The following is a 26775-nucleotide window of genomic DNA, read 5'->3' on the forward strand; positions in this document are numbered from 1 at the left end:
ACGACACTGAGACTAGAATGTACAGTTAAACATACAAAACCACTGTTTTTCCGCTTATTCAAACAGAAAGGCCGTCAGCACTGGCTGACGGCCTTAACGATGTACAACGAAAAATACAAAATCGTATTTATATTTTTACACTCTTACGGTTAATACCATAATCACGTAATTTATTTGCCACCGCAGTATGGCTTAACCCCAGTTTTTTTGCCAATTGCCGTGAGCTAGGATAGGCCGGAAACAATTTGCGCAGAAGATTTGCTTCAAAGCGTTTTACGGCTTCATCTAAGGTGCCATCAAAGTCTTGCTCTAAGTAACCAAAGTCATTGGTATAGCTTGGTAACTGTAAGTGATGCTTATCTAACTCGCTTCCATCTAACAAGGTAACCGCACGATATAAGGCATTTTCTAATTGTCGAACATTGCCTGGCCAAGGATACTGCTGCAAAAATTGACCACAGCTTTCACTTAACTTCGGCGCTTTGCGTCCTAAACGTGCAGCGTAACGCGCAATAAAAAACTCTGCTAACGGCACCACATCTTGACGACGTTCCCGCAATGGCGGTAGGTTGAGCGTCAATACATTTAACCGATAAAACAAATCTTCGCGAAACTTCGATTCTTGCACCATCGCTGGCAAATCTTTTTGCGTGGTGCACAACACTCTAACATCCACTTTAACTTCTTTTTCCTCACCCACTCGACGAAAGCTACCATCTTGTAAAAAGCGCAATAATTTCGTTTGTAGTTGATGAGACATCTCGCCAACTTCATCAAGAAAAACGGTGCCACCATTAGCTTGTTCAAAAATGCCTTTTTTGCCTTCAGCCGACCCGGCAAAAGCATTGGGGCCATAACCAAATAATTCAGACTCCGCGACGTTATCAGGCATTGAGGCGCAAGGTACGGTTAAAAACGGTTTACCGTGACGACCGCCCGCGGCATGACAAGCGCGTGCCAGTAACTCTTTTCCGGTGCCGGTTTCACCCATAATCAGAATAGGGGCATCGAGTTGCGACATCCGTCGTGCTTCACGCACCACTTTGCGCATGGCATTACTGGTTGCTTGAATGCTATTAAAGCTTTCTTGATCGCCTTTTTTAAAGGCAATCATATGCTGACCTAAGCGGCTTTCAGATTTCAGGTTTATCACCGCGCCCGCTAAGATATCTTTACCCGTTTCGTCCGGCACGTGTACCGGTAGAATGTCGGCGATAAAGCGTTTGCCATGAATTTCAAAACGACGGGTTTGCGCCAAAACGTCATCACCTTCTAACCAGCGCAGAAAATTGAAACCTTTGACCATGCCTTGCAACGATTGATCGGCAATCTCTTCGCGGGCAACCGACAGCGCTTCTAATGCCGCATCATTAATAACCGTTACATTGGCTTTAGCATCAATGGCGATTAAACCATCGGGTAAAGTACGTAATAATGTCATTAATTCGTTATGCTCACGCTCAGAGGGTAAAAACGCCGTCGTTTTCACGTCTTCTACGCCATTAATGCGGCGCATTTTTGCCATTAACTCTTGGAATTGCTGAAAGTCGACAGTAGGGAAAGATACATAAATTTTGTTTAACGAAGGATCAACCTCGATACCGCGCAGATCAAGCTGGTAACTGACCAGAATATTCAGCACATCCTGCGCCAGCCCAAGCCGATTTTGACAAAGAATTTCTAAACGCATAGCCTTATTACACCTCTGGCTTAACAGATGATGCATGATACGGTATAGAATGGCTGACAGACCAGTTATTTTCGTAAAGAATTCTGCACAAAATAAAACTGGCGCCCTCGGCGCCAGTTTTTTCGTCAAGCTGCCATCATGACAGCAGTGCGTCGGTTTTCGCGGCGCAAATAAAATCGTTTTTATGCAGGCCTTTAATCGAGTGCGACCACCAGGTCACCGTTAATTTACCCCATTCCAGTAATAACGCCGGATGATGACCTTCGGCTTCAGCTAATTCGGCCACTTTATTATGAAAGGCCCAAGCTTGCTTAAAGTTTTTAAACTTGTATTCGCGCTCTAATTGTAAGATGCCATTACGCACTATCGGCGTCCAATCCGGCAACTGTCGCATTAATTCAGGTAATTCCGCATCTGATACTTTAGGGGCATCTGCGCGGCAAGCTTCACATTTCATTGTGGTTAATTGTGTCATGAACTCTTCCTAACTGGCTTGTTTTTCTTTTGGCGGAAATTTCGGGGCATGTAAACCGAGTGCCCGAGCTTGGTTAACCAACTGCATCATATCTAACTGCGAGATGTCGAACAGATCATCAATGCTGTTAATCATAAAGTAGATGGGTTGCATAATATCGATACGATAAGGAGTTCTTAGCACATCCACCGCATCAAAAACTTTGCGTTCGGGTATATCTGAGCCCAGTGCATACTGCGTTTCACCCGGTGAAGATAAAATCCCACCGCCATAAATACGAAGACCATCGGCGGTATTAAGTAAACCAAATTCGATGGTAAACCAATAAAGACGAGCTAAGTAAACGCGGTCTTGCTTACTGGCTGCTAAACCCAGTTTGCCGTAAGTATGGGTAAATTCAGCAAAGGCTGGATTGGTAAGCATGGCGCAGTGGCCGAAGATTTCATGAAAAATATCCGGCTCTTGTAGATAATCAAACTCCTCGCGGCTCCGAATAAAGGTTGCCACAGGAAAACGTTTGTTCGCTAACAACTCGAAGAATTTATCAAAGCTGATCAGGGCCGGTACTTCGGCACATTCCCAACCGGTACACTCGCGCAGTACTTGGCTCACTTCCTCTAATTGTGGAATGCGATCTTGTGGTAACTGTAATTTCTCTAACCCAGCCATATACTCAGCGCAAGCTTTACCTTCGATCACACTGAGTTGCCGAGTGATTAATTCATGCCAAATCTGATTTTCTTCCGCACTCCAGTGGATAATGCCTTGATCATCCGACTGCCGTGACTGGTATTTACTTGTCTTAGTCATACACTACCTGTTGTCTTAATGAAGGTCGGTATTAAACCGAATCGCTTGGCGGCATTATTATTGTTGGGCGGTGCGCCAAGCGTAATAGCTGCAGATACTAGATGATTGGGCGACAGGAGTTAATCCTGTGCACCCGATTAATGTCATGCACAAGCGTAAAGCTGGCATTACAGTGAGCGTCAAGCGGGCAGAGAGTGGCTCTGGCGTTGTGGCACCGCGACAGTGATAATATTCAGGGCACGTTGCAAGTCGGCCAAAATATCATCGATATGCTCTAAGCCAATTGAAACGCGGATCAGGCCATCACTAATACCTGCTTTGGCCCGCTCTTCTGCCGTATATGGGCTGTGTGTCATTGACGCAGGATGTTGAATTAATGATTCGGCATCACCTAAACTCACCGCAATGTTAAACAGCTCACATCGATTGATGACTTGGCGGCTCTGTTCCAAGCTGGCCTTTAATTCAAAAGCAATAACACCACCGGCCGCTTTCATCTGATTACCAATAAAGCGATAACCTGGATGTCCTGGCAGACCCGGATAATACACAGCGGCGATCGCCGGATGCGCTTGTAAAAACTCAGCCACTTGCTGGGCATTTTCACAATGACGCTGCATTCGTACCGATAACGTTTTTAAGCCACGAATAATTAACCAAGCATCATGTGGGCTCATCGTCGCCCCCATGTCTTTTAACGTGGTCATTTTGATTTGTTGAATGTTATCTTGATCCGACACAATAATCCCCGCTACCACATCACCATGACCATTGAGATACTTGGTCGCACTGTGAATGACTATATCAGCGCCATATTGAGCAGGTTGCTGTAATAACGGCGTTAAAAAGGTATTGTCGACGACAGACATCATATTGTGCTCGCGACACAACCCGCATAAAAAAGCCAGATCTAACACCACTAAATTGGGGTTAATCGGCGTTTCTAAAAACATCATCTTGGTATTGGGTTGGATCGCCGCTCGCACTGCTGCATGATCGGTCATATCAACAAAACTGACCTCGATACCATAGCGACGAAATTGATGATTAAACAGTGCAAAGCTACAACCATAAATGGCTTGGCTAGCAATCAGGTGATCACCTTGTTGTAAAAATGCCATGGTCGCAGCGGCCACCGCGCCCATTCCCGTTGCCGTTGCCGCGGCATCAGCCATACCTTCTAAGGCCGCCACTTTTAACTCTAATTCACGGGTGGTGGGATTACCTAAGCGGGTGTAAATATAACCTGGTTGCTCACCTGCAAATCGCGCAGCACCTTGCTCGGCATTATCAAATACAAAGGTTGAAGTTTGATACAAAGGCGTACTTAGCGCGCCATGCTGATCAACAGCTTTGCCAGCGTGAATACAAAGTGTTTCTAAATGCTTATTTTTAGGTTGATGCATAATGATGTCTGCTGATGGCTTAACTTGTGAATAACATTAACTCGCGCCAGCAGAAAGGGAAGCAAGCCAGACGGCTTGCTGTCTGAAGCAACAACATATCTTACCAGTTAAGATTGTCAGCTTTTATTGTCAGTTGCAGTCTGGCCTTTAAAGCGCCCTACTAAGACTTTGGCTAATTCGCTCACACTGACCTTTTGGTTCACTTGCAGGGGTAAAGGGCGTAATTGCTGCTGCGCTAAACTGCCAATGCGGGCTACCAACAAACCGGAAATCACGCCTTGTCCAGCGCGAGCTGAAATTTTCGCCGTCAACTCACTACTGAGCACATCCGACGCCATATCCAGCACCACCTCAGAGCCGCCCGCCCACAATAAGGCGGTAAAGGTTCGTTTTAACATCGCCATACTGCGTAATTGACCAATAGGCGCACCATATACCTGCGCTAATTCGCGTAACATACGACTGCTACGCCATAACACCAATAACATATCGGCCAAGGCAAAAGGACTGATCGCCACCGCCAAACTGCTATCGGTACTGGCGCGCCAAATAACCTGCCGCGCTTTGGTATCGGCATCGCTTAGCACCAACTGATTAAATAAATTAAGCTGCTCTTGATCACTGTGCTCGGGCGTCAGCGCTTGCTGCCAACGCGCAGTTGCTGCGGTTAACGAGCTACTCGGTGGTAAAACCGCTAACATGTCTTGGCATAAAGCTGGTGCTTCTCCAAACTGCACGCTGTCATTGATCCTTGCGGCTTGTTGCTGCCAACGCTGATTTTGCTTTAAACGCCGCCATAACTGCCACTCTCTAAAACCCACGATCAACACGACACTACCAAGCACCACACTGAGTAAGCTACTGAGTATTGCCATCGGTATACTGGCTTGCCAACTTTGTTGCCACCACGCTAACCATTGCCCTATCGCCAACACTAGTACCAACACGACACCCACATAGATTAACTTGCTAACGAGGCGTGAACCGGGCTCGCTGGCAAGCTCGCTGGGCTCTGGTAGCTCTGGCTGTATTGCGTGTTCGCTAAACTGTGCACGCGGTTGTAACAAAGGACTATTCACATCGGCTACATCGCTAAAGCGTTGCGCAGGCTTTAAATCCGTCATTGTAATTTGTCTCCTAGTAGAAACTCCAAGGCGTGATCCATCCGCACATGTGGCATTGGTTGTTGTCCGCTGTGTTGCAACGGCGCGAGCGCCGGAAATTGAAAAGGATGCCGGTTAAATAAGGCCGTATGCGGCAGTTTAGCGGGTACCTCACCTGGAAACAGCGTGACCTTATTTCCGCTATCTAACTCAACACCACTGATACAAGGGCTTTTTTGCCCAGCGTGTTGCACAAATCCGGCGCTACTAGCACGAATCGCCGCTAAGGCCATGGCCTCACTTTTTGCTGACGCATAATGGCTATGTTTAATCGGCTGTTGTAAAAGCTGCTGCAATAATAACGTCAGGGCTTTATGTTGCTCGGGTGTGACATGATCGGCCTTACTCGCGGCAAACAGCACTTTATTAATCTGGGGTTTAAATAAGCGGCCCAGAATACTGGCGGGGCCATAGCGAAAGCTTTGCATAATTAAACCTAAGGCCTGCTGTAATTCTTGCATAGCGGCAAAGCCAGCATTCAGTGCGGATAAGCAATCCACTAACACGACTTGACGATCTAAGCGGGAAAAATGCTGTCGATAAAAGGGTTTAATCACGTAATCACAATAGCTGTGATAATGCTCGCTGAGTTGTTGCAACAACGGGCTATCCTGCTTTAATTGCGCCGGTAACAGCGGAAAGAGTTTTAACATTGGCGCGCCGGCTAATTCGCCAGGCACTAATAAACGACCGGGTTGATGCAAAAACGTCGCCGCATTCTCGCGAAAAGTGTGTAATAAATTTAAATAAGCATCGGTTAAACGTTGCAGTTGCAATGCGCTGACATCGTTTAAATCGGTATTGGCTAGCAAGTCCGCAAAAACCTGTGCTTCAGCTTGACGATGTGGCTGCTCAAACAGCGTCCAACAAAACCTTGACCACTGCTGATAATCTTGCTGCAACATTGGAAGGTCAAGTAACCATTCACCAGGGTAATCGACAAGCTCCAGCTGTAACTCACTGCGCTGTTGGATCTTCGAGCGCCAGCCCGCGGCTGATTTGTAACGTAAGGTGAGGTTTAATTGGCTCCAACCAGCCGTAGACGGTGGCCATGTTGCTGGCTGTTGCTGTAAATACTGCACGTTTTGTTCATAAGGAAACCGCGGAAAAGCCAACGGTTGGTTGTTGGCTAGCCGCCCCCCTAAATAGCGCCCTTGTTGAACCACAGCAAAAAACGGCAAATGTTCTGGCTGATCACCCAGCGTCAATTGATGTACTAAGGAAGTAATAAATGCGGTTTTTCCAGCACCACTGAGCCCCGTCACACCAAGGCGCAAATGCCGATCCAGTGCGCGTTGGCCCCATTGTTGACTTTGATACTGAATGCTTTCTAACCAACTCATAATACTCGCTTAGTCTGTAAAGACATCAGAGGTTATTAAACTCTCGATTTAACTGAAAGTGGCTTGAGGTCACATGCCGCTCCATATCACGCAACGTCAACTCCATGCTATTAAACTGGTGGTTTAAATGCTGTAACGCCTGTTTTGGCGACTCACCACGTTGCCAAACTCGAGTTTTAAGCTCAACCGATTTCCCATTATAAATGGAACTGCCTGCCCCGGCTGTTGGCGGTTGAGCCAGTGACTTTTTTTCAAGCACCACCCAAGCTGCAATATAGAGTACAAATACTAAACCACCTGCGCCAAGAAAAGCGGCAGAAATGGTAATAATGCGCACCAGCCAAATTTCCCAGCCGAAGTAATCAGCGATACCGGCACACACACCCGCGATCTTGCCATTTTCATCATCGCGCAGTAATTCAGCTCTTTTCTTAATCATGTTGCGTCCTCCAACGTGGACTTTCTGCATCTAAAATCGCTTCTAGTGTTTTAATACGCTCCGACATTTTTTCAGCGCGGTGCGCCAGTTCATTTAATTGCTCTAACTCACTGGCCGAGAGCCCCTGCTTAATTTTATTTTTACTGCGATAATGCATAATTACCCACAGCGGTGCCACAAAAAGCATAAACAGTATCAGTGGCACAAAAATTAATTCATGTAAATCCATGGTTTAACCCTTTTGAAACGACGCCTGTCATCAGGCGTCTTTAGAACCTTGCTGTATCTTGGCTTTTAAAGCAGCCAATTCGTGATCAATCTTATCTTGCGCCGCCAGTTCAGCGAACTCGTCTTTTAAGGTCTTTTTGCCTAAGTCGTAGGCTTCAACCTGCGCTTCTAAGTTATCAATTTTTTGCTCATAGCGTTCAAAGCGATACATCGCATCATTTAACTTAGTGCTATCTAGGGTTTTCTTCACTTCTAAACGATTCGCCACCGTTTGCTGGCGCATCAGCATACTTTTTTGGCGTGCTTTGGCATCCGCCAGTTTTTCTTGCAGTTGCGAGACTTCATCCTGCAACTTACTGATATGTTCATCCAGATTAGCGATATCACGGCTTACCGCATCCGCTTGCGTTTGGGCTTTTTGCCGTTCAATCAAAGCGGCGCGCGCTAAATCATCGCGATCTTTTGATAAAGCTAATTCGGCTTTAGCTTGCCAATCGTTCACTTCTTCATGCAAGCGATTAACCACACGCTGTAATTCTTTTTTCTCAGCGATCGTTTTAGCCGATGAAGAACGCACTTCGACTAAGGTGTCTTCCATTTCTTGGATGATTAACCGCACCATTTTTTCTGGATCTTCAGCTTTATCCAGTAGTGCGTTGATATTCGAGTTGACGATATCGGAAAAGCGGGAAAAAATGCCCATAATGTAATCCTCTGCGTTAAGTAAATAGTGTTTACCCCTTAACCTTATTCAGATTCCTTGCCAACTTGGAAATAAATTTTAAATTAATGAATATAAACAAGTTTATTTAAAATAAAAATAAAACTGTTCCTACCACCGGTTATGAAATACACTATAAATTAGTTAATTTAACCAACTAATAGCTCACCATGAATCAAAAGTTTCGGCAAGATAATCTCATCGGCCAAGCCAACAGCTTTTTAAACGTGCTTGACCAGGTGTCTCAATTGGCTCCGCTGGATAAACCGGTTTTAATCATTGGTGAACGCGGTACAGGTAAAGAACTGATTGCCGCTCGCCTACATTTTCTATCTAAACGTTGGGATCAACAATATCAAACGCTTAACTGCGCCGCACTGAACGAAAACCTGCTTGAAAGTGAGCTATTTGGCCATGAAGCCGGCGCTTTTACCGGTGCCAGTAAACGCCATGAAGGCCGCTTTGAACGGGCCAGTGGTGGTACCTTATTTCTAGATGAACTGGCGAATACCCCCGCGATGGTACAAGAAAAACTGCTGCGGGTCATTGAATACGGTGAGTTTGAACGTGTTGGCGGCAGTCGACCGATCCGAGTGGATGTGCGCCTGATTTGCGCAACCAACGAAGATTTACCGTCAATGGCGGAGCTAGGCGAGTTTCGTGCCGACTTACTTGACCGCCTCGCTTTTGATGTGATCACCTTGCCACCGATGCGTGAACGCCGTGAAGATATTATGCAACTGGCCGAGCATTTTGCTATGAATATGGTACGCGAGTTAGGCCTAGAGCTATTTAGTGGTTTTACTGAGCGTGCAAAACGCACCCTGCTCGATTATGACTGGCCGGGTAATGTCCGCGAATTAAAAAACGTGGTTGAGCGCGCGGTATATCGCAATAATAATGCTTATGTGCCGGTACATGAGATCCAACTTGATCCTTTTGAATCGGCGTTTCGCCCACAAAAACGGACCAAGACCCGCCATATCGCGAAAGCGCCAGCCGTTGTTGATAAAACAACTGAGCTTGCTAACCCCACGCCTTTTTCGCCTGCGCCGCCTTCTGCCACCGAACATGACTTCAGCCAACCTTTAGATTTTAAAATCCTGTCGCAAGATTTTGAAATCAATTTAATCAAGCAAGCGCTAGCGGCAAGCCAGTATAATCAGAAAAAAACAGCAGAGATGCTAGGACTGACTTATCATCAGTTAAGAGGTTATATGAAAAAATATCAGCTGCTGGATAGCCAACAAGCATGAAAAATCGATTAATCGTGGTGCTGGTCAGTGTTGTTTGGCTCGTCGGGTGCCAGCAAGAAGTACCCGAAACAGTGCGCTCGGGCTTAGTTTATTGCGCAGAAGGCCCCCCTGAACACTTTAATCCTCAGCGGGTGACCTCAGGCACGACTATCGATATCATCAGCCAGCAACTTTATGATCGTTTACTGGATATCGATCCTGAGACCGGTAACTTGCTGCCTGGCTTAGCGGTGTCTTGGCAACGCTCGGCCGATGGCCTGATCTATGACTTCACCTTACGCCAAGATGTTAAATTTCATCAAACCCGTTTTTTTAACCCAAGTAGGCCCTTCAACGCGGATGATGTTGTCTTTACTTTTGAGCGAATAATGGAGCCCAGCCATCCTTATCACTTTTTAGGTGGCGGCAACTATCCGTACTTTCAAAGCGTTAACTGGGCCGATTTAGTACAGCAGGTTAGCGCTATAGCTCCTAATCAGGTGCGCTTTGAGCTGACTCGTCCTGACAGCTCGTTTTTATCTAACCTAGCAACGGACTTTGCTGCGATTTTATCTGCCGAGTATGCCGCAAACCTTTTAACCCATGGGCAGCAGGCTTTGTTAGATAGTCGACCGATTGGTACGGGACCATTTCGCTTTCGTGAATATCAAAAAGATGTGCTGGTACGTCTATATCGCAATACTGACTATTGGCGTGGCCAATCGGCGATGGAACAATTGGTATTTGATATTGTGCCCAATAATGCCAAACGCATGGCAAAATTGCTGACGCATGAATGTGATATCGTGGCCTTTCCGCGTCTGGCGGAGCTTACGCTGATTAGCGAACGTCCCGATGTTAAAGTGCAAGAAAGCACCAGCATGAACGTGGGTTTTTGGGCTTTTAACACCACCAAAGCGCCATTTGACCAAGTTAAAGTGCGCCAAGCGTTGGCAATAGCGATTAATCAAAGCGCGATTTTACAGGCGGTATATTTTAATCAAGCCACTGCGGCCAAGGGGATCTTACCGCCAACCTCGTGGGCCTTTGAGCAAAAGCTCCCCGACGCAGAATACAATCCACAACGCGCACGCGAGTTGTTGGCAGAAAGCGGTTTAGCTGCAGGCTTTAGCATGGATATCTGGGCGATGCCGGTGCAGCGTTTGTATAATCCCAATGCGTTAAAAATGGCGGAACTGATCCAAGCCGATCTGGCTAATATTGGCGTAACCGCCAATATAGTGAGTTATGAGTGGAACACCTTTCGGCGTAAATTATCCGAAGGTGAGCATGATTCGGTGTTAATTGGCTGGGCCGCTGATAACCCAGATCCTGATAATTTCTTTAGCCCGCTACTAAGCTGTGCCGCAGCCGATAGCGGAAGTAATCGCGCATTGTGGTGTGATCCGACCTTTGATTTATTGCTGAGTCAAGCGCTCAGTACTGACAACCAAGAAGCGCGCCGCGCTTATTATCTTGCAGCACAACGCCATTTACATGCAGAAATGCCCTTAGTGGCGATTGCGCACTCGCAGCGTTTTCAGGCCATTAATGCTAATGTTGAAGGTGTTATCATTAACCCTTACGGTGGCATAGCGCTGTTTGCCGCTAGGCGGGTGCTACCATGATTGTTTTTTTATTACGTCGCTTGTTTTTGCTTGGCACCGTCTTGTTAGGTCTAAGTATCTTTGCTTTTGCGCTCGGTTATTTATTTCCTGGAGATCCGTTACAAAACTTCAGTGGTCTGCGTTATATCGACAGTACACAGCGCGATTTACTGATCAGTGAGTATCGGCTCGACCAATCTTACTTGGCACAGTATTTGGCTTTTCTTGAACGCATTATCGCGGGTAATTGGGGCTTATCCTTTGCCAGTCAGCAACCGCTGTTACAAGAAATATGGCAAGTACTGCCCGCCACCTTAGAATTAACGGCCTACGCCCTACTGCTTTCCTTTGTGCTGGGTGTGCCCTTTGGTATTTTAGCCGCCATTAAACCGCAAGGGGTATTTGGCAAGACCATCTCTGGGCTGGCATTGATTGGTTATTCCTTGCCGATTTTCTGGTGGGCTTTGTTACTCATTATGTTTTTTTGTATTGGGCTCGGCTGGTTTCCCTCTGGCGGTCGGATCGGTGTGTTATACGAAATCCCCAGCGTTACCGGCTTTATTATGCTCGATATTATGTATGCTGATGTTAGCTATCAACAAGCAGCCTTCAACGATGCGCTAACACACTTAATCTTACCCACCTTCGTCCTCGCTACCTACCCCACTACCGTGATGATCCGCTTTGTACGCGATGCGATGCTTGAAGTGTGGGATCAAAACTATATAAAAACGGCCAAAGCCAAAGGCTTAAACCGGCTACAAGTATTATATCGACATGGCTTGCGTAATGCGTTGTTACCAGTGATTCGGCAAATCGGTTTGCAGTTTAGCGCGCTCATCACGCTAGCGATGTTAACTGAAGTCATATTCTCGTGGCCAGGGATCGGCCGTTGGTTAATAGACAGTATTTATCAGCGCAACTTTCCCGCGATCCAATCGGGTTTAATGATTATTTCCACGTTGGTAATTACTGTTAATATGCTGACTGAAATTCTGCATACGCTGTTTAACCCACTGGCCAGGAAGTCTTAACATGGCTAAATTTCGTCTCTACATAGAAGAAAACAATCGCTCACCACTGGCACAGTTGTGGCGTGAGTTCTCTCGGCAACACAGCGCTTTGGTGGGGTTAACTCTCTTTGCCAGTTTTTTACTTTTCAGTGTTATTGCGCCCTTTATCACCCCGCATGATCCGTATTTTCAAGCCGATAATTTATTGCTACTGCCGCCGTCTTGGGCACCAGAAGGCTTAGTGCAATACCCGTTTGGTACCGACGACTTAGGACGCGATCTGCTTTCGAGAATGCTCAAAGGCACCACCTACACCTTTGGTTTAGCTTTAGTAACAGTATTAGCCAGCTTAATGGCCGGTTTGGCATTGGGCGCATTAGCCGGCATGAGCCGTGGTGTTAAATCCAGCGTCTTTAATCACTTACTCGATTTGATTTTGACGATTCCCTCATTATTGCTGGCGATTATCATCGTGGCGATTTTAGGCCCTGGTTTAGCTAACACCGCTTGGGCCATTATTTTGGCGCTCTTACCACAATTTGTGCATGGCATTCGTAATGCCATTGCCGATCAGTTAAAGCGTGATTATGTTACCGCCTACCGCTTAGATGGTGCGAATAACTGGCAGGTGTTAACCCGTGTTGTGATCCCAAATATCTGGGAAAAAATTACGGTCATGAGCAGCATGGCCTTATCCACGGCGATCTTAGATATCGCAGCGCTGGGCTTTTTAGGCTTGGGGGCACAAGCCCCTACCGCGGAATGGGGGGCGATGATCAGTGATTCTATGGATCTGATCTACGTGGCGCCAGCCAGCGTGGCAGTGCCCGGCTTACTCATTTTCGCGGCAGTATTATCCGTTAATTTATTAGGTGATGGTTTAAAAGTGGCTATTCAAAAACGGCGGGAAAGCTAATGTTGCTGCTGGATATTAAAAACCTGACTATCGAACTAGAAACTCCTGAAGGGCTGATCCGCGCCGTCGATCGGGTGAGCCTCAGTTTACGCGAAGGCGAAACACGAGGCTTAGTGGGTGAATCTGGCTCAGGCAAAAGCCTGATAGCCAAAGCAATTGTTGGTGTACTTAATCGTCGCTGGCAAGTTACCGCCGATCGCTTTAACTGGATGGGCCAAGATATGCTGCGGGTGACGGCTGAACAACGGCGGAAAATTATCGGTAGAGATATCGCCATGATTTATCAAGAGCCCAGCCGCAGTTTGGATCCTACCGCCGAAATTGGTGAGCAACTTGAAGAAGCCATCCCCAGCCACCTGCTGACCGGTAGCTGGTGGCAAAAACCTTTTTTGCGGCGCAAAAGAGCCATCGCCTTGCTGCACAAAGTGGGGATCCGCGATCATAAAAGCATTATGCAAAGCTATCCCTATCAGTTATCAGAGGGGATTTGTCAAAAAGTAATGATTGCCATGGCCATCGCGAAAAACCCCAAACTACTTATTGCCGATGAGCCTACCACCGCCTTAGAAAGTACGACCCAAGCGCAGCTGTTTCGTTTACTGGCCAGTTTTAACCAATTAAAAGGCATGGCGGTATTGTTAATCAGCCACGAACTGGAGAGTGTCGCGCGTTACACACAACATATTAGTGTGCTGTATTGTGGACAATTAGTAGAAAGCGGCGAAACTAGCCAAATTCTGAAGCACCCGTTTCATCCCTACACTAATGCCCTGATTAAAAGCGTACCTGAATTTCAGAGTAACCTAGCCCATAAAACACCTCTGTATGCATTACCGGGCAGTATTCCAACCTTACAACATGTACCAATTGGTTGTCGCTTAGGGCCTCGTTGCCCAAATGCTCGCAAAGAGTGTGTGAAAACACCGGTGCTAGAACGACTACAAAATCATTATTACAGTTGCCACTTCCCTCTGAAAAAGCGAGATGAATCATGAGTGCCTTACTCGAGGTGGAACAGCTTAGCAAATGCTATTTTAAACAGCGTGGGCTAAACCGTAAAAAAATTATTGCCTTACAAGATGTCAGCTTTAGCTTAGATACCGGTAAAACCTTGGCAATTATCGGGGAAACCGGTTCAGGTAAAAGCACCTTGGCTAAGTTGTTAGTGGGCATCGAAAAACCCGATAGCGGCATTATTCGCCTGTCAGGACAGCAAGTTGATATTACTAACTATAAAAAGTATAACCACGTTATCCGTTTTATTTTTCAAGATGCTGGTCACTCACTTAATCCGCTACAAAAAGTTGGGCAAATGTTAGAAGACGTACTGCGCCTTAGTACCATTTTAGATACTGAGCAACGCCGGGTAAAAATCCGTAGCACCCTTCGCACCTTGGGTTTATTGGATGAACATGCTGAGTACTACCCGCACATGTTCTCCGGGGGGCAATTACAACGGGTCGCGCTGGCACGAGCCTTAATTCTCGATCCCAAGTTGCTGATCTTAGATGAAGCCTTAACCGCATTGGATCCTTCTTTACGCGCCCAAATTGTTAACCTGCTGCTTGAGCTACAGCAAAAAAATGGCTTGGCGTATTTATTAATTACCAATAACTTACGTTTGGTACGTCATATTAGTGATGAGATGCTGGTGTTACATGAAGGACAAATGGTCGATGTAGGTAATACCACCGCGGTGTTCAATAACCCCGTACATGACTATACCAAGCGTTTAATTAAAAGTAGCGGTTAACACCCAAGAAAAACGCCGCCAGCACAGCCTGTGCTCAAATGAATAAAAAAGGGAGCCCATTGGCTCCCTTTTCAGTGTTTTGGCGTTAACGCCGTTTCTGTGCGCTTACAGCTGCTCACTCAAATCAGCCGAGCGCAATTGACGCGTGATCTTAGCGTCAGCTTTTAAAGTGGCAATCAGCGCTTGATAATGCAGCTCTGCTTGCTGACGTGCAATCGCTTCTAACTGGCTGGTATCTGGCACACTGCTAATATTGGCAGGGGTAACCGCATCGACAGCCACTAATACCACATCACCGTTACTTAACTGCACCGAGTCAATACTGACTTGATCGTTAATAGGTCTTGGCATAGCAAACGCTTTACTGCGTATCTCTGTTTCTAAACTACCACCAAAACGCGGCGTGGCAGCACTAGCAACGATGCTCGCTTCTGCTTTACTGGCCATCACGGCTAAATCGCCACCTGCGGCGACGAGCTCTGCAGCATAGGCAGCAGCTTGTTTGGCCATTTCAGCTTGTTGTACTGCGTTTTGTACTTCAGCGCGCACTTCATTTAAACCTAAGGTACGTGCAGGTACATGCTCCTTAACACGCATCACCACAACATGCTCCCGAGCAATTTCTATCACATCGCTGTTTAAGCCTTCGGCAATGAAGTTCAAATCAAATAACCGATTCAAAATAGCCGGTTGTGATAAGGGCTCTGCCGCATTAGCGCGTTCAAATAAGCCAGTACTTTTAACTTGTAAGCCAATCACATCAGCGGCTTCTTCTAAGTTGTCGGGCTGTTCAAACGAGACTTGTGCTAAACGCTGTTGCAGATCATAAAATAAGGCCGTGGCTTGCTCCGCTTTTAACGTTGTCGCAATTTCTGCAGCAACCTCAGCTAAAGGTTTAGTCACTGCCGGCTCAAGCGTGGCTAACTTGATAATATGATAACCATATTCACTTTTCACTACGCCAGATAATTGGCCTAGTTCTGTTAGCGCAAAAGCGGCTTCTTCGAACACAGGGTCCATTTGACCGGCCACCAACTCACCTAAATTACCGCCATTTTCGGCAGAAAAGGTATCGGCAGAGCGGGCTTTTGCTAACTCAGCAAAATCTGCACCTTGTTGTAATTCCGCTAATAAGGCAGTAGCTTGCGCAGCAATAGCAGCATCTTCACTTTCGCTTTCCAGCATAATGTGGGCAAATTCACGCTTTTCTTCGGTGCCATAGCGTGCAGCGTTAGCTTGATAGTAATCAGCCACTTGCTGCTCAGTCACTTCGATGTCTTCCGCTAACTTGGCCGCTGACAATTCTACATACTCAGCAGAGATTTGCTCAGGTGTCATAAAACGGCTGATATTTTGCTGATAGTACTCTTGCAGCATATCGTCACTGATACTAACTTGCTCTGCAAAACGTTCAGCAGTCACCGTGAAATATCGAATGTCACGTGTTTGCTGTTGTAACGACAGCAATAAATTAATTTCGGCAGGTAAACCAAACTCACTGCCCACTAAACCTTGCATTAGTTGGGTCGTGGCTAAACCTTCCCGAACCATTTCGCGGAAGTCAGCAGGTTGATAACCGGCTTGGCGTAATAACGCAATAAAACGGTCTTGATTAAACACGCCATCAACTTGGAATTCTGGTAGGCCAGTAACGGTTTCACGTACTTGTTCATCACCTACCCGTAAACCCAACTTACGAGCAAATTGCTTTTGTAAAGTTTCATCAATTAGACGTTCTAACACTTCATTACGAAAGTTAGCCATATACGCTGGATCGGCAGCTAACATATCGTACATTTCACCAAACTGCTGTTGCATACGAGCACGTTCATTTTGTAATGCTTGCTCATACTGCACCTGACTAATGTCATCACCATTAACCACGGCAACAACTGCATCACTTGGCGTACTTAGGTAATTACCAACGCCGGCAAGGGCGAATGTCAGGATAACCAAGCCCAAAATGATTTTGGCGGTCAATCCTTGCGAGCCTTCTCTGATTCGTTCTAACATCTTTGCTCTTTCTCTGTTATCGGTGACACAAAAGTTTGTGCTAAAAAAAAAGCGCATCTTAACAGATGCGCCTTTTTTATAGAAGCCTTGGCATTGTCTGCGGGCTTAAGGACCCTCCCCGGCGCGCCGGGCAGAATACTGTTAGTTTACTGCGTCTTTTAACGCTTTACCTGGCTTAAATGAAGGAATCTTCGCAGAAGCGATTTGAATAGTAGCACCAGTTTGTGGGTTACGGCCAGTACGGGCAGCACGCTCGCGTACAGTGTAAGTGCCAAAACCAACTAAAGCTACAGAATCACCTTCCTTAAGAGCTTCGGTAACCGCGTCGATGAACGCGTCTAAAGCACGACCTGCTGCGGCCTTAGAAATGTCTGCATTCGCAGCAATTTTGTCGATAAGTTGAGACTTGTTCACAATATCATCCCCTTCAATTGTTATTATTTTCTACAACGTCAAGCTATTAGTTTTTAAAAGTTGCCCGCTTGTTATAACAAGCAACGACTTTGCTTGCAAGCAGCAGAAACGAGAAAACTAATAATTTTGGCTTTGACCGCAGCCCTTGCTACACAAGGGCTTGGCCGAAACTGACCATAACTTAGCACAGCCTACGATAATAAAAAGCCCCTAAACCGGATTTTTTTCGGTTTTTTTGCTTTTTGCAGCTGTTTTTGGTGAATTAACCGGCGTAACACGAGCAATTGGCTCTTGTAAGGCCAGTTCTAGCACTTCTTCAATCCATTTCACCGGCTTAATTTCTAAGGCACCTTTAACATTTTCTGGGATTTCTTTTAGATCACGAATGTTATCATGCGGAATTAATACCCGTTTAATACCACCACGGTGCGCAGCCAACAGTTTCTCTTTCAAGCCACCAATGGGTAATACTTCACCGCGCAAGGTGATCTCGCCCGTCATCGCGACATCTGCCCGCACCGGATTACCGGTTAAACCCGACACTAGCGCCGTGACCATGGCAATACCGGCACTGGGGCCATCTTTAGGCGTCGCTCCTTCGGGCACGTGAACGTGAATGTCGCGTTTCTCATAAAAGTCTTCGTTTATCCGCAGCGCTTCTGCACGGCTACGTACCACCGTCATTGCCGCTTGAATAGATTCTTTCATCACGTCACCAAGTGAACCGGTGTAGGTTAATTTACCTTTACCGACCACAGCTGCCGCTTCAATCGTTAATAAATCGCCACCGACTTCAGTCCAAGCTAAACCAGTAACTTGACCAATACGGTTGCTGTCTTCTGCTTTACCGTAATCAAAGCGATGCACACCAAGAAACTCTTCCAAATTAGCATCGTTAATCACCACGGTTTTCAAATCTTTGTTTAAAAGAATTTGTTTTACCGCTTTGCGACATAACTTTGATAATTCGCGCTCTAAACTACGCACGCCCGCCTCACGGGTGTAATAACGAATTATGCCAATGACTGCACTATCCTCAATCACCACTTCAGTGGGTTTTAAACCATTGCGGCTAATTTGTTTAGTGATTAAATGCTGACGAGCAATGTTTAGTTTTTCGTCTTCGGTATAACCCGATAAGCGAATCACTTCCATCCGATCTAATAACGCGGCTGGAATGTTTAAGCTATTCGAGGTTGCAAAGAACATGACATCTGACAAGTCATAATCCACTTCTAGGTAGTGATCACTAAAAGCAGCATTTTGTTCAGGATCTAATACCTCTAGTAACGCCGCAGCGGGATCGCCCCGGAAATCCGAAGCCATCTTGTCAATTTCATCCAATAGGAATAATGGGTTACGGACACCCACTTTTGCCATTTTCTGAATGATTTTGCCTGGCATTGAGCCGATATAGGTTCTTCGGTGTCCCCGGATCTCGGCTTCATCACGCACGCCGCCAAGTGCCATACGAACGTACTTACGACCAGTAGCTTTTGCCACGGATTGCCCCAACGAGGTTTTACCCACACCCGGCGGGCCAACCAGACATAAGATCGGGCCTTTGAGTTTATTCACGCGCTGTTGCACCGCCAAATACTCAATGATGCGCTCTTTAACCTTATCTAAACCATAATGGTCAGCATTGAGAATTTGCTCAGCAATCGCTAAGTTTTTCTTCACTTTAGACCGCGCTTGCCACGGCACCTGCGTTAACCATTCAATATAGCTGCGCACCACCGTCGCTTCGGCTGACATCGGTGACATCATCTTCAGCTTTTGCAGTTCGGCTTTGGCTTTGGTTTCGGCTTCAGCGGGCATTTTCGCTTCAGTAATTTTTTTCGCTAACGCTTCAAATTCATCCGGCGCATCTTCTAGCTCACCCAATTCGCGTTGGATCGCTTTCATTTGCTCGTTCAGGTAATACTCGCGCTGGCTTTTCTCCATTTGCTTTTTTACCCGGCTACGAATACGCCGTTCAACTTGCAAAATGTCGATTTCACTTTCCATCATCGCCATCAAATACTCGATGCGCTCTGTAACATTGGTCAGCTCTAAGACTTTTTGCTTATCATCCACTTTTAGTGGCATATGCGCCGCCATGGTGTCAGCCAAACGGGCCGCATCATCAATACCGCTTAAGGCGGTCAGCACTTCTGGCGGGATCTTTTTATTCAGTTTGATATAACCTTCAAACTGATTAATGGCCGAGCGTAAAAACACTTCTTGCTCGCGGCTATCGATGTCTTGTGTTACTACAGGATCAATAAAAGCGGCGAAGCTTTCTGTTGTTTCAGTAAATTCAGCTAATTGCGCACGTTTGCCGCCTTCAACTAACACCTTTACAGTGCCATCAGGCAATTTTAGCAATTGTAAAATAGTGGCAATGGTACCGATGCGATACAAATCACTTTCAGCTGGATCGTCCAAAGCGGCGTCTTTTTGTGCCACCAAGAAAATCTGCTTATCGTTTTCCATAGCAGCATCTAAACATTTAATGGATTTCGCCCGGCCGACAAAAAGTGGGATTACCATGTGCGGATAAACAACAACGTCCCGCAACGCCAGTACCGGCATGTGCAAACGTTCTGAATGTTCTGTGGTCATTGATTTACTCTCGAATTAAATTACTGCAGGCGACAATAAATAGTATATGGGGACGGATCTACAAACTTCAATTCATCTGATAAAAAAGGAGCTTTGCAGCTCCTTTTTTATTTAGTGTGATTCAGCAACCGCCGGTTCGTTGTTCTCATAGATTAGTATGGGCTGACTCTCACCTCGGATCACTGTTTCATCAATGACCACTTTTGCCACATCTTGCATAGAGGGCAACTCATACATGGTATCAAGCAGAACACCTTCCACTATAGAACGTAAACCACGCGCACCGGTTTTGCGTTCCATCGCTTTTTGAGCAATAGCTTTTAAGGCATCGTCACGGAACTCTAATTCAACGTTTTCCATTTCGAATAATGCCGCAAATTGCTTGCTTAGTGCATTTTTCGGTTGACTTAAAATTTGCACTAAAGCGTCAAGATCCAATTCCGTTAATGTTGCAACAACGGGTAAACGCCCGATAAACTCTGGGATCAGGCCATATTTCACCAAATCTTCAGGTTCAACATCACGGAAGGATTCGCTCAAGCTACGACTGCTTTCTTTGCTTTTTACTTCAGCACCGAAACCAATACCCGCACCTTTGGCGCTACGCTGTTCAATTACTTTATCTAAACCGGCAAAAGCACCACCACAGATAAATAAGATCTTAGAGGTATCTACCTGTAAGAATTCTTGTTGTGGATGTTTACGCCCGCCTTGTGGAGGCACAGAAGCAACAGTACCTTCAATCAGTTTCAGTAAGGCTTGCTGCACCCCTTCACCTGATACGTCACGGGTGATAGAGGGGTTATCAGACTTACGCGATATTTTGTCAATCTCATCAATATACACGATACCGCGCTGGGCTTTCTCAACGTCGTAATCACATTTTTGCAGTAGTTTTTGAATGATATTTTCGACATCTTCACCGACATAACCGGCTTCGGTTAAGGTGGTGGCATCAGCCATAGTAAACGGTACATCGAGTAAACGCGCTAACGTTTCAGCCAGTAATGTTTTACCACAACCGGTTGGACCGATTAACAAGATATTGCTTTTACCCAATTCAACGTCTTGTTTGTGCTGCGAGCTACGTAAGCGTTTGTAATGGTTGTATACCGCTACCGCTAACACTTTTTTCGCATGTTCTTGACCGATAACGTAATCGTCTAAGTGTTGCCGAATTTCACGAGGCGTCGGTAATTTTTCACCGTCGCGTTTAGGTGAAATATCTTTGATTTCTTCGCGAATGATATCGTTGCATAGGTCAACGCATTCATCACAAATATAGACTTGTGGCCCTGCGATCAACTTACGCACTTCATGCTGTGATTTGCCACAAAAAGAGCAATACAGTAATTTGCCGCTCTTGTCGCCGTCAGTGCGGTGATCAGACATGTAACTACCTCTTTTTCCAATCAGCGGGCACATACTGCCCGCATAATCCAATTATTTAGCTTCTCTATTGGTCAATATGGAGTCGACTAAGCCATATTCCAAGGCTTGCTGCGCACTTAAGAAGTTGTCGCGTTCAGTATCCTTACATACTTGCTCATAACTCTTACCACTGTGCTCAGCCATCAAGCGATTGAGTTTCTCTTTAATATACAGGATTTCCTTGGCATGGATCTCAAAATCTGTCGCTTGGCCTTGGAAGCCCCCTAATGGTTGGTGAATCATCACGCGGGCATTAGGTAAGCAATAACGTTTACCCTTGGTACCACCGGATAACAAGAACGCGCCCATACTGGCGGCTTGGCCAACACAAACGGTTGCGATATCGGGTTTAATATAACGCATGGTATCGTAAATCGATAAACCGGCTGTGACTGAACCACCAGGTGAATTAATATAAATATAAATGTCTTTTTCTGGGTTTTCTGATTCGAGAAACAATAGCTGTGCCACAATCAGGTTAGCCATATGGTCTTCGACCTGACCAGTTAAGAATATAACCCGTTCTTTCAGCAAGCGGGAATAAATATCAAAAGAACGTTCGCCTTTAGCCGTTTGCTCGATAACGATAGGTACTAAGGCATTTACGATGTCATTCATGTCACGAGACATTGGCATAATCTGGGATCCCTCTGCTGTAGCTGGGTAATACTGGCGAAAAGACGGTGCCTAAAAATAAAATGGCCCGAACACGTGTTCGAGCCATTAAAACCGCCACACGCTAAGAAGTCAATCTTAGTTAGCGGACTTTGGGTTCATAATCTCGTCAAAAGCGGCAGCTTGCTCAGTCACCTTAGCCGCAGCTAAGACAACTTCGATTGCTTGCTCTTCTAACGCAACATTACGCATGCTTTGCATCAGCTCTTTGTTAGTGGTGTAGTACTGTACCACTTCTGCTGGATCTTCATAGGCCGAGGCCACGTTGTCGATCAGCTCTTGAACTTTAGCTTCATCCACTTTCAGTTGATTAGTCTTGATAATTTCACCTAATAACAGGCCTACTTTTACGCGGTCTTTTGCTTGTTCTTCAAACAATGACGCCGGTAATTCTGGCAACTGTTTTGGATCCATGTTTTGACCAAAACGCTGTAATGCTTGTTGACGCAATACATCAACTTCGCTGGCGATCAGAGACTTAGGCACTTCAACTTCGTTGTTTGCTAGCAGGCCTTTGATCACTTGATCTTTTACTTTGCCTTTGATGGATTGCTTCAGTTCGCGTTCCATGTTTTTCTTTACTTCAGCTTTTAATGCATCAACAGACGCATCGGCTAAACCGAATAAAGTGGCGAATTCATCATTCAGCTCAGGTAACACCTGGCCTTCAACTTTCTTCACGGTAACAGCAAAGCTTGCGGCTTTACCTTTCAGGTTTTCAGCGTGGTAATCTGCTGGGAAAGTCACTTCTAACGTGGTTTCTTCACCAGCGGCTTTACCAATAACGCCTTCTTCAAAGCCTGGGATCATGCGGCCTTGGCCTAATTCTAAAACGAAATCAGTCGCTTTACCGCCTTCGAATTCTTCGCCGTCAATTGAACCCACGAAATCCATGGTGACGCGATCGCCAGTAGCCGCAGCGTCTGCTTTGTCTTCCCATTTCGCGTGTTGCTTGCGTAAAGTGTCTAACATGTTAGACAAATCCGCCTCGGTGATTTCAACAGTAGGCTTAGTGACTTCTACTTTATCTAAAGCCGCTACCGTGATTTCTGGATACACTTCAAAAATAGCCGTAAATGCTAAATCTTTGCCGCTTTCTAAGGCGCTAGGTGCAAACTGTGGCGCACCGGCTGGCGTTAATTTGTTTTCTACAATAGCTTCGTAGAATGAACGTTGCATTTGCTCAGAAGCGACTTCTTGCAGCACAGCAGAACCGAAACGTTTCTGAATAATAGAAACGGGGGCTTTGCCCGGACGGAAACCATCGATACGCTGACGTTTAGCTAATTCGCGTAAACGGCTCTTCACTTCTGAATCAATACTGGCAGCTGGCACGACGATATTTAAACGGCGCTCTAAACCTTGGGTGGTTTCAACAGAAACTTGCATCTCTTTACCTCAAATTCAATGTCAGGCGGCTCTGATACGCCTTACTGTGATGGCCGGGTGTCGACAAACTCAAGATGAACCTGACCTGTTATAAAATTAACGCGGCATTATAGCGAGCTATAACCCGCTAGTCGAGCCTTTAGATACGATGCTTTTTCAAGACAAAAAAACAGGCTTTTATCAAAGATAAAGCCTGTAATAACTTCGTCGTGTTCTTTTAAACGCGGGTTTGCCCAACGCCGGTAACCACATACTTTTCGGTGGTTAATGCTTCAAGCCCCATTGGCCCATAAGCATGTAACTTACTGGTAGAAATACCGATTTCTGCACCTAAACCTAACTCGCCACCATCTGAAAAACGTGAGGAGGCGTTATGCATGACCACCGCAGTATCGACGGTAGCAATAAAACGGTCAGCATTAGCTTGATCTTCTGTACAAATCACTTCGGTATGTTGGCTGCCAAAACGATCAATATGGGCAATGGCACCGTCAAAATCTGCAACCACCCGCACGGCAATTTCCGGCGCAAGGTATTCTTGGCCAAATTCATCTTCCGCAATAACTGAGGCACCACTAAAATACGGTAAGCTTTGTGCACAAGCATGCACCTTAACGTGATTTTCGGCTAAGGCCGCGGCAACTTTAGGTAAAAAACTATCAGCAATCGATTGATGTACGAGTAGGCCTTCTAAGGCGTTACACACACCAGGACGTTGCACTTTACCGTTAATTAATAAGTTAAGGGCCATCTCGGGTTTTGCGCTGGCATCCACAAATAAATGGCAAACACCTTTAAAGTGCTGGATCACCGGGATACGGCTATGCTCAGTTACAAAACGAATTAAGCCTTCGCCACCCCGTGGGATCACTAAATCGATGTAATCATCCTGCTTTAACAGTGCTAGTAATAAATTACGATCAGGATCGGGCACAATACTAATCACCGCATCAGGCAGATTATACTCAGCTAATGCCTGACGCATAGCAGCGGCAATTGCTAAGCTCGTTTTAATCGCTTCCCGACCACAACGTAAAATCACGGCATTACCCGATTTGAAACACAAAGCACCGGCATCAGCCGTGACATTTGGGCGCGCTTCATAGATCATGCAAATTACGCCAAGCGGAATGCGACGCTTGGCAATATTGATGCCGTTAGGCCGTTGCTCAATTTGGCGGGTTAACCCCACCGGATCGGGCAGCTGGATAATTTGCTCAATGGCACTGGCCATCGCTTCAATGCGCTCAGCCGTTAACGTTAAACGATCAACCATGGCCGCGGCCGTGCCATTGGCCGTCGCCTCTGCTACTTCGGCACGGTTTTCGGCTAAAATAGTTGGCGTGGCTTGACGAATCTTATCGGCAAACGACTGCAATACGATATTTTTTTGCTCGGTGCTTAATACCGCTACCGCTTTTGCCGCCACTGCGGCTTCTGCAGCAAGCTTAGCTGCAACATCATTACTCATATTTTCTCCAGTAACATCATTTCACTGCGATGGATCACGGCGTTACTACCGTTGGGACAATAACCTAAATAATCGGCAATATGCTGGGTTTTTTGTCCTTTAATCGAAAACAGTTCACTCGCACTAAAGCGTGTTACGCCTTTAGCAATAGAGCGCTTGCCGTTAGAGCAACGAACGATCACCGCATCACCTGATTCAAACTCGCCTTTTACTTCAACAATACCACTGCTGAGTAAAGAAGCACCGTTATCACGTAGCGCATCGATACAACCGCTATCAACCCAAATTTCGCCTTTGGCACGTAAGGTATGTCTAACCCAATGTTTTTTAGCCGGTAACGGATTTTTTTGAGCATAAAATATGGTGCCCGGATTCTTGCCCGCTAAAAGACACTGAAAACTGTCAGCCTGATGCCCGTCTAAAATCACGGTATCAACACCCTGTGTGGTGGCTTTTTCTGCTGCTTCAATTTTAGTACGCATCCCTCCCGTACCCACTGATGAAGTGGCACCACCGGCTAAGTCATAAATGCGTTGATCAATTTTTTTGACAGTAGGGATTAAGGTCGCTTTCGGATCTTTGTTTGGATCTGCAGTATACAAACCATCGACATCTGAACAGATAATCAAGGCATCAGCCTGCGTTACCGTTGCAACCATTGCCGCTAAATTATCATTATCGCCTACTTTTAATTCTTCGGTGGCAATAGTGTCGTTTTCGTTAACGATAGGCAATACACCATGATCGAGCAGTCGGCGCATAGTATTTTGCACGTTAACGTGGCGTACCCGATCGCTTAAATCACCGTGCGTCAGTAATACCTGAGCACAAGGAAAATCGAAACAACGGCTCCAGAAATTCATCATCTCATTTTGACCTACTGCAGCCATGGCGCGTTTTAAAGCCATGGGCACACGATAATGCTGGAAATTAAAATGGTGTCGACCAGCCGCTACACTGCCTGAAGAGACTAAAATCACTTCACGACCGAGTGCGCGACATTCGCGGATAAATTCGGCAATAGGACGCAAATACTTTTCGCTGCATCCTTCATTGTCCGGCGCGATTAGGGCACTGCCGACTTTCAGTACAACCCTACGCCAGGATGGGTTAAGCATAATTCCTCCGTTATGTAAATCGGTGCATAGTTTAACAAAAACAGCCTAGCCCTACCACCCAACACCACGCGTACAACACTTAAAACCACAGTTAACGGAGTAAAAATAAGTGATAATTATCATTAATTTAGAAAAAAACATCGGTATTTTCAAACCTAGAATATGTAAAGGAAGCCCCTGATAACTGTAACAAAATTACAGATCCACGCGGCTCACTTTTTCTGCAAAAACGCCCCCCATTATCACAAAAATAAAAAACTACTATTATTCTGATGAATAGTGGTTATAACGCCCTGTCACTAATCCAAATGGCCACCTGTTCACTAGGGCTCAGTGAGAGCAGTAAAACTGTCCAGCAAATGTCAATTACCATTGCAAGCATGAACACAACCCTCGTTAAATGAGATGCGCGAGGTGTTGGCATATTAATTAAAGCATTTGTTTTATATAAAGAAGTTTTGCGGATACGACATGTGTTTAACTCGCATTTGCATGGTCAAAATCTGACCGGTTGGAGACATAAAGAGAGAATTTTTTTAAGGAAGTTGCGTAACAAATAAAAATGGTCGATGGAACCGGAGCTGAACCTGCGACTGCATGAATGAACACAAAACTGTGCATCAAAGATTATTGTAATAAGAGATTATGATACGTGAATTTTAAGACTTAGGGAGAATGGTCGGTGATGCAAGATTTTAACTTGCGACTGCATGAATGAACTCAAAACTGTGCATCAGAAATTATGATGATATGAGATTTTTATATAGGAAATTTAAGACTCAGGGAGAATGGTCGGTGATGCAAGATTTTAACTTGCGACTGCATGAATGAACTCAAAACTGTGCATCAGAAATTATG

General features: G+C 45.8%; 23 protein-coding genes. 6 read left to right on the top strand and 17 right to left on the bottom strand.

Annotated features, from left to right (window positions below; all coding sequences use genetic code 11):
- Nucleotides 1-127: 127 nt before the first annotated feature.
- From tyrR to pspA, 9 genes are all read right to left on the bottom strand, one after another.
- The gene (gene tyrR / locus ORJ01_RS02895; protein WP_306176911.1) at nucleotides 128-1690 is read right to left on the bottom strand and encodes a transcriptional regulator TyrR; all 1563 of its coding nucleotides are present in this window, start codon (nucleotides 1688-1690) and stop codon (nucleotides 128-130) included.
- 136 nt (nucleotides 1691-1826) lie between these two features.
- Nucleotides 1827-2165, bottom strand: a complete 339-nt coding sequence (locus ORJ01_RS02900) for a 4a-hydroxytetrahydrobiopterin dehydratase (protein WP_306176912.1) — start codon at nucleotides 2163-2165, stop codon at nucleotides 1827-1829.
- Between the two features lie 9 nt (nucleotides 2166-2174).
- Nucleotides 2175-2975, bottom strand: coding sequence for a phenylalanine 4-monooxygenase (gene phhA / locus ORJ01_RS02905; protein WP_236128587.1), 801 nt, complete (start codon nucleotides 2973-2975; stop codon nucleotides 2175-2177).
- A gap of 179 nt (nucleotides 2976-3154) precedes the next feature.
- Nucleotides 3155-4381, bottom strand: coding sequence for a methionine gamma-lyase (gene megL / locus ORJ01_RS02910; protein ID WP_306176913.1), 1227 nt, complete (start codon nucleotides 4379-4381; stop codon nucleotides 3155-3157).
- 116 nt (nucleotides 4382-4497) lie between these two features.
- Nucleotides 4498-5505 (bottom strand): TIGR01620 family protein, encoded by a 1008-nt coding sequence (locus ORJ01_RS02915; protein WP_306176914.1) that lies wholly within the window; start codon nucleotides 5503-5505, stop codon nucleotides 4498-4500.
- Nucleotides 5502-6887 carry a YcjX family protein gene (locus ORJ01_RS02920; protein ID WP_306176915.1) on the bottom strand — a complete coding sequence of 462 codons (1386 nt, stop codon included), beginning with the start codon at nucleotides 6885-6887 and terminating at the stop codon, nucleotides 5502-5504. The genes ORJ01_RS02915 and ORJ01_RS02920 overlap by 4 nt, the downstream gene beginning before the upstream one ends.
- A gap of 25 nt (nucleotides 6888-6912) precedes the next feature.
- Nucleotides 6913-7326, bottom strand: a complete 414-nt coding sequence (gene pspC, locus ORJ01_RS02925; protein WP_226749803.1) for an envelope stress response membrane protein PspC — start codon at nucleotides 7324-7326, stop codon at nucleotides 6913-6915.
- Nucleotides 7319-7555, bottom strand: coding sequence for an envelope stress response membrane protein PspB (pspB, locus tag ORJ01_RS02930; protein WP_226749802.1), 237 nt, complete (start codon nucleotides 7553-7555; stop codon nucleotides 7319-7321). The genes pspC and pspB overlap by 8 nt, the downstream gene beginning before the upstream one ends.
- Nucleotides 7556-7585: 30 nt before the next feature.
- Nucleotides 7586-8257: a phage shock protein PspA gene (pspA, locus tag ORJ01_RS02935; protein WP_226749801.1), complete on the bottom strand. Its 672-nt coding sequence runs from the start codon at nucleotides 8255-8257 to the stop codon at nucleotides 7586-7588.
- A gap of 188 nt (nucleotides 8258-8445) precedes the next feature.
- On the opposite strand from pspA, the gene pspF reads away from it, so the two are divergent.
- Genes pspF through ORJ01_RS02965 form a run of 6 tightly spaced genes read left to right on the top strand, consistent with a single transcriptional unit; the run spans nucleotide 8446 to nucleotide 14799 of the window.
- Entirely contained in the window at nucleotides 8446-9531 is a 1086-nt protein-coding gene (gene pspF, locus ORJ01_RS02940; protein WP_306176916.1) for a phage shock protein operon transcriptional activator, read from the top strand.
- Complete coding sequence (locus ORJ01_RS02945) at nucleotides 9528-11138, top strand: ABC transporter substrate-binding protein (protein WP_306176917.1); 1611 nt, start codon at nucleotides 9528-9530, stop codon at nucleotides 11136-11138. The genes pspF and ORJ01_RS02945 overlap by 4 nt, the downstream gene beginning before the upstream one ends.
- Entirely contained in the window at nucleotides 11135-12151 is a 1017-nt protein-coding gene (locus tag ORJ01_RS02950; RefSeq protein WP_306176918.1) for an ABC transporter permease subunit, read from the top strand. The genes ORJ01_RS02945 and ORJ01_RS02950 overlap by 4 nt, the downstream gene beginning before the upstream one ends.
- A gap of 1 nt (nucleotide 12152) precedes the next feature.
- Nucleotides 12153-13046, top strand: coding sequence for an ABC transporter permease subunit (locus tag ORJ01_RS02955; RefSeq protein WP_226749797.1), 894 nt, complete (start codon nucleotides 12153-12155; stop codon nucleotides 13044-13046).
- Nucleotides 13046-14041, top strand: a complete 996-nt coding sequence (locus ORJ01_RS02960; RefSeq protein ID WP_306176919.1) for an oligopeptide/dipeptide ABC transporter ATP-binding protein — start codon at nucleotides 13046-13048, stop codon at nucleotides 14039-14041. The genes ORJ01_RS02955 and ORJ01_RS02960 overlap by 1 nt, the downstream gene beginning before the upstream one ends.
- Nucleotides 14038-14799, top strand: coding sequence for an ATP-binding cassette domain-containing protein (locus ORJ01_RS02965; RefSeq protein WP_226749795.1), 762 nt, complete (start codon nucleotides 14038-14040; stop codon nucleotides 14797-14799). Before ORJ01_RS02960 ends, ORJ01_RS02965 begins: the two co-directional genes overlap by 4 nt.
- A 105-nt stretch (nucleotides 14800-14904) precedes the next feature.
- Here ORJ01_RS02965 and ORJ01_RS02970 read toward each other — a convergent pair whose 3' ends face one another.
- From ORJ01_RS02970 to proB, 8 genes are all read right to left on the bottom strand, one after another.
- A complete protein-coding gene (locus ORJ01_RS02970; RefSeq protein ID WP_306176920.1) occupies nucleotides 14905-16812 on the bottom strand; it encodes a SurA N-terminal domain-containing protein in 1908 nt (635 codons plus the stop codon).
- Nucleotides 16813-16953: 141 nt separating this feature from the next.
- Nucleotides 16954-17226, bottom strand: a complete 273-nt coding sequence (hupB, locus tag ORJ01_RS02975; protein WP_226749793.1) for a nucleoid-associated protein HU-beta — start codon at nucleotides 17224-17226, stop codon at nucleotides 16954-16956.
- 210 nt (nucleotides 17227-17436) lie between these two features.
- Complete coding sequence (lon, locus tag ORJ01_RS02980) at nucleotides 17437-19833, bottom strand: endopeptidase La (RefSeq protein ID WP_226749792.1); 2397 nt, start codon at nucleotides 19831-19833, stop codon at nucleotides 17437-17439.
- Between the two features lie 111 nt (nucleotides 19834-19944).
- Nucleotides 19945-21225 (bottom strand): ATP-dependent protease ATP-binding subunit ClpX, encoded by a 1281-nt coding sequence (gene clpX / locus ORJ01_RS02985; RefSeq protein ID WP_226749791.1) that lies wholly within the window; start codon nucleotides 21223-21225, stop codon nucleotides 19945-19947.
- Nucleotides 21226-21276: 51 nt separating this feature from the next.
- On the bottom strand, nucleotides 21277-21894 hold the full coding sequence (gene clpP, locus ORJ01_RS02990; RefSeq protein ID WP_226749960.1) for an ATP-dependent Clp endopeptidase proteolytic subunit ClpP: 618 nt from the start codon (nucleotides 21892-21894) through the stop codon (nucleotides 21277-21279).
- 123 nt (nucleotides 21895-22017) lie between these two features.
- Nucleotides 22018-23328, bottom strand: coding sequence for a trigger factor (gene tig / locus ORJ01_RS02995; RefSeq protein WP_306176921.1), 1311 nt, complete (start codon nucleotides 23326-23328; stop codon nucleotides 22018-22020).
- Nucleotides 23329-23545: 217 nt separating this feature from the next.
- Nucleotides 23546-24799, bottom strand: a complete 1254-nt coding sequence (locus ORJ01_RS03000) for a glutamate-5-semialdehyde dehydrogenase (RefSeq protein WP_306176922.1) — start codon at nucleotides 24797-24799, stop codon at nucleotides 23546-23548.
- Nucleotides 24796-25917 (bottom strand): glutamate 5-kinase, encoded by a 1122-nt coding sequence (gene proB, locus ORJ01_RS03005; RefSeq protein WP_306176923.1) that lies wholly within the window; start codon nucleotides 25915-25917, stop codon nucleotides 24796-24798. Before proB ends, ORJ01_RS03000 begins: the two co-directional genes overlap by 4 nt.
- Nucleotides 25918-26775 lie beyond the last annotated feature (858 nt).

The organism is Alishewanella sp. SMS8, from assembly GCF_030737935.1.
GTDB lineage: Bacteria > Pseudomonadota > Gammaproteobacteria > Enterobacterales > Alteromonadaceae > Alishewanella > Alishewanella maricola.

Bases quoted from the DNA above. Each gene is read 5' to 3' on its own strand.
- megL (WP_306176913.1), bottom strand. From the start codon at position 4,381: ATGCATCAACCTAAAAATAAGCATTTAGAAACACTTTGTATTCACGCT.
- phhA (WP_236128587.1), bottom strand. From the start codon at position 2,975: ATGACTAAGACAAGTAAATACCAGTCACGGCAGTCGGATGATCAAGGC.
- ORJ01_RS02960 (WP_306176919.1), top strand. From the start codon at position 13,046: ATGTTGCTGCTGGATATTAAAAACCTGACTATCGAACTAGAAACTCCT.
- ORJ01_RS02900 (WP_306176912.1), bottom strand. From the start codon at position 2,165: ATGACACAATTAACCACAATGAAATGTGAAGCTTGCCGCGCAGATGCC.
- pspB (WP_226749802.1), bottom strand. From the start codon at position 7,555: ATGGATTTACATGAATTAATTTTTGTGCCACTGATACTGTTTATGCTT.
- proB (WP_306176923.1), bottom strand. From the start codon at position 25,917: ATGCTTAACCCATCCTGGCGTAGGGTTGTACTGAAAGTCGGCAGTGCC.
- pspF (WP_306176916.1), top strand. From the start codon at position 8,446: ATGAATCAAAAGTTTCGGCAAGATAATCTCATCGGCCAAGCCAACAGC.
- lon (WP_226749792.1), bottom strand. From the start codon at position 19,833: ATGACCACAGAACATTCAGAACGTTTGCACATGCCGGTACTGGCGTTG.
- ORJ01_RS02970 (WP_306176920.1), bottom strand. From the start codon at position 16,812: ATGTTAGAACGAATCAGAGAAGGCTCGCAAGGATTGACCGCCAAAATC.
- tyrR (WP_306176911.1), bottom strand. From the start codon at position 1,690: ATGCGTTTAGAAATTCTTTGTCAAAATCGGCTTGGGCTGGCGCAGGAT.
- ORJ01_RS03000 (WP_306176922.1), bottom strand. From the start codon at position 24,799: ATGAGTAATGATGTTGCAGCTAAGCTTGCTGCAGAAGCCGCAGTGGCG.
- ORJ01_RS02915 (WP_306176914.1), bottom strand. From the start codon at position 5,505: ATGACGGATTTAAAGCCTGCGCAACGCTTTAGCGATGTAGCCGATGTG.
- ORJ01_RS02920 (WP_306176915.1), bottom strand. From the start codon at position 6,887: ATGAGTTGGTTAGAAAGCATTCAGTATCAAAGTCAACAATGGGGCCAA.
- pspA (WP_226749801.1), bottom strand. From the start codon at position 8,257: ATGGGCATTTTTTCCCGCTTTTCCGATATCGTCAACTCGAATATCAAC.
- clpP (WP_226749960.1), bottom strand. From the start codon at position 21,894: ATGTCTCGTGACATGAATGACATCGTAAATGCCTTAGTACCTATCGTT.
- ORJ01_RS02945 (WP_306176917.1), top strand. From the start codon at position 9,528: ATGAAAAATCGATTAATCGTGGTGCTGGTCAGTGTTGTTTGGCTCGTC.
- ORJ01_RS02950 (WP_306176918.1), top strand. From the start codon at position 11,135: ATGATTGTTTTTTTATTACGTCGCTTGTTTTTGCTTGGCACCGTCTTG.
- clpX (WP_226749791.1), bottom strand. From the start codon at position 21,225: ATGTCTGATCACCGCACTGACGGCGACAAGAGCGGCAAATTACTGTAT.
- tig (WP_306176921.1), bottom strand. From the start codon at position 23,328: ATGCAAGTTTCTGTTGAAACCACCCAAGGTTTAGAGCGCCGTTTAAAT.
- ORJ01_RS02965 (WP_226749795.1), top strand. From the start codon at position 14,038: ATGAGTGCCTTACTCGAGGTGGAACAGCTTAGCAAATGCTATTTTAAA.
- ORJ01_RS02955 (WP_226749797.1), top strand. From the start codon at position 12,153: ATGGCTAAATTTCGTCTCTACATAGAAGAAAACAATCGCTCACCACTG.
- pspC (WP_226749803.1), bottom strand. From the start codon at position 7,326: ATGATTAAGAAAAGAGCTGAATTACTGCGCGATGATGAAAATGGCAAG.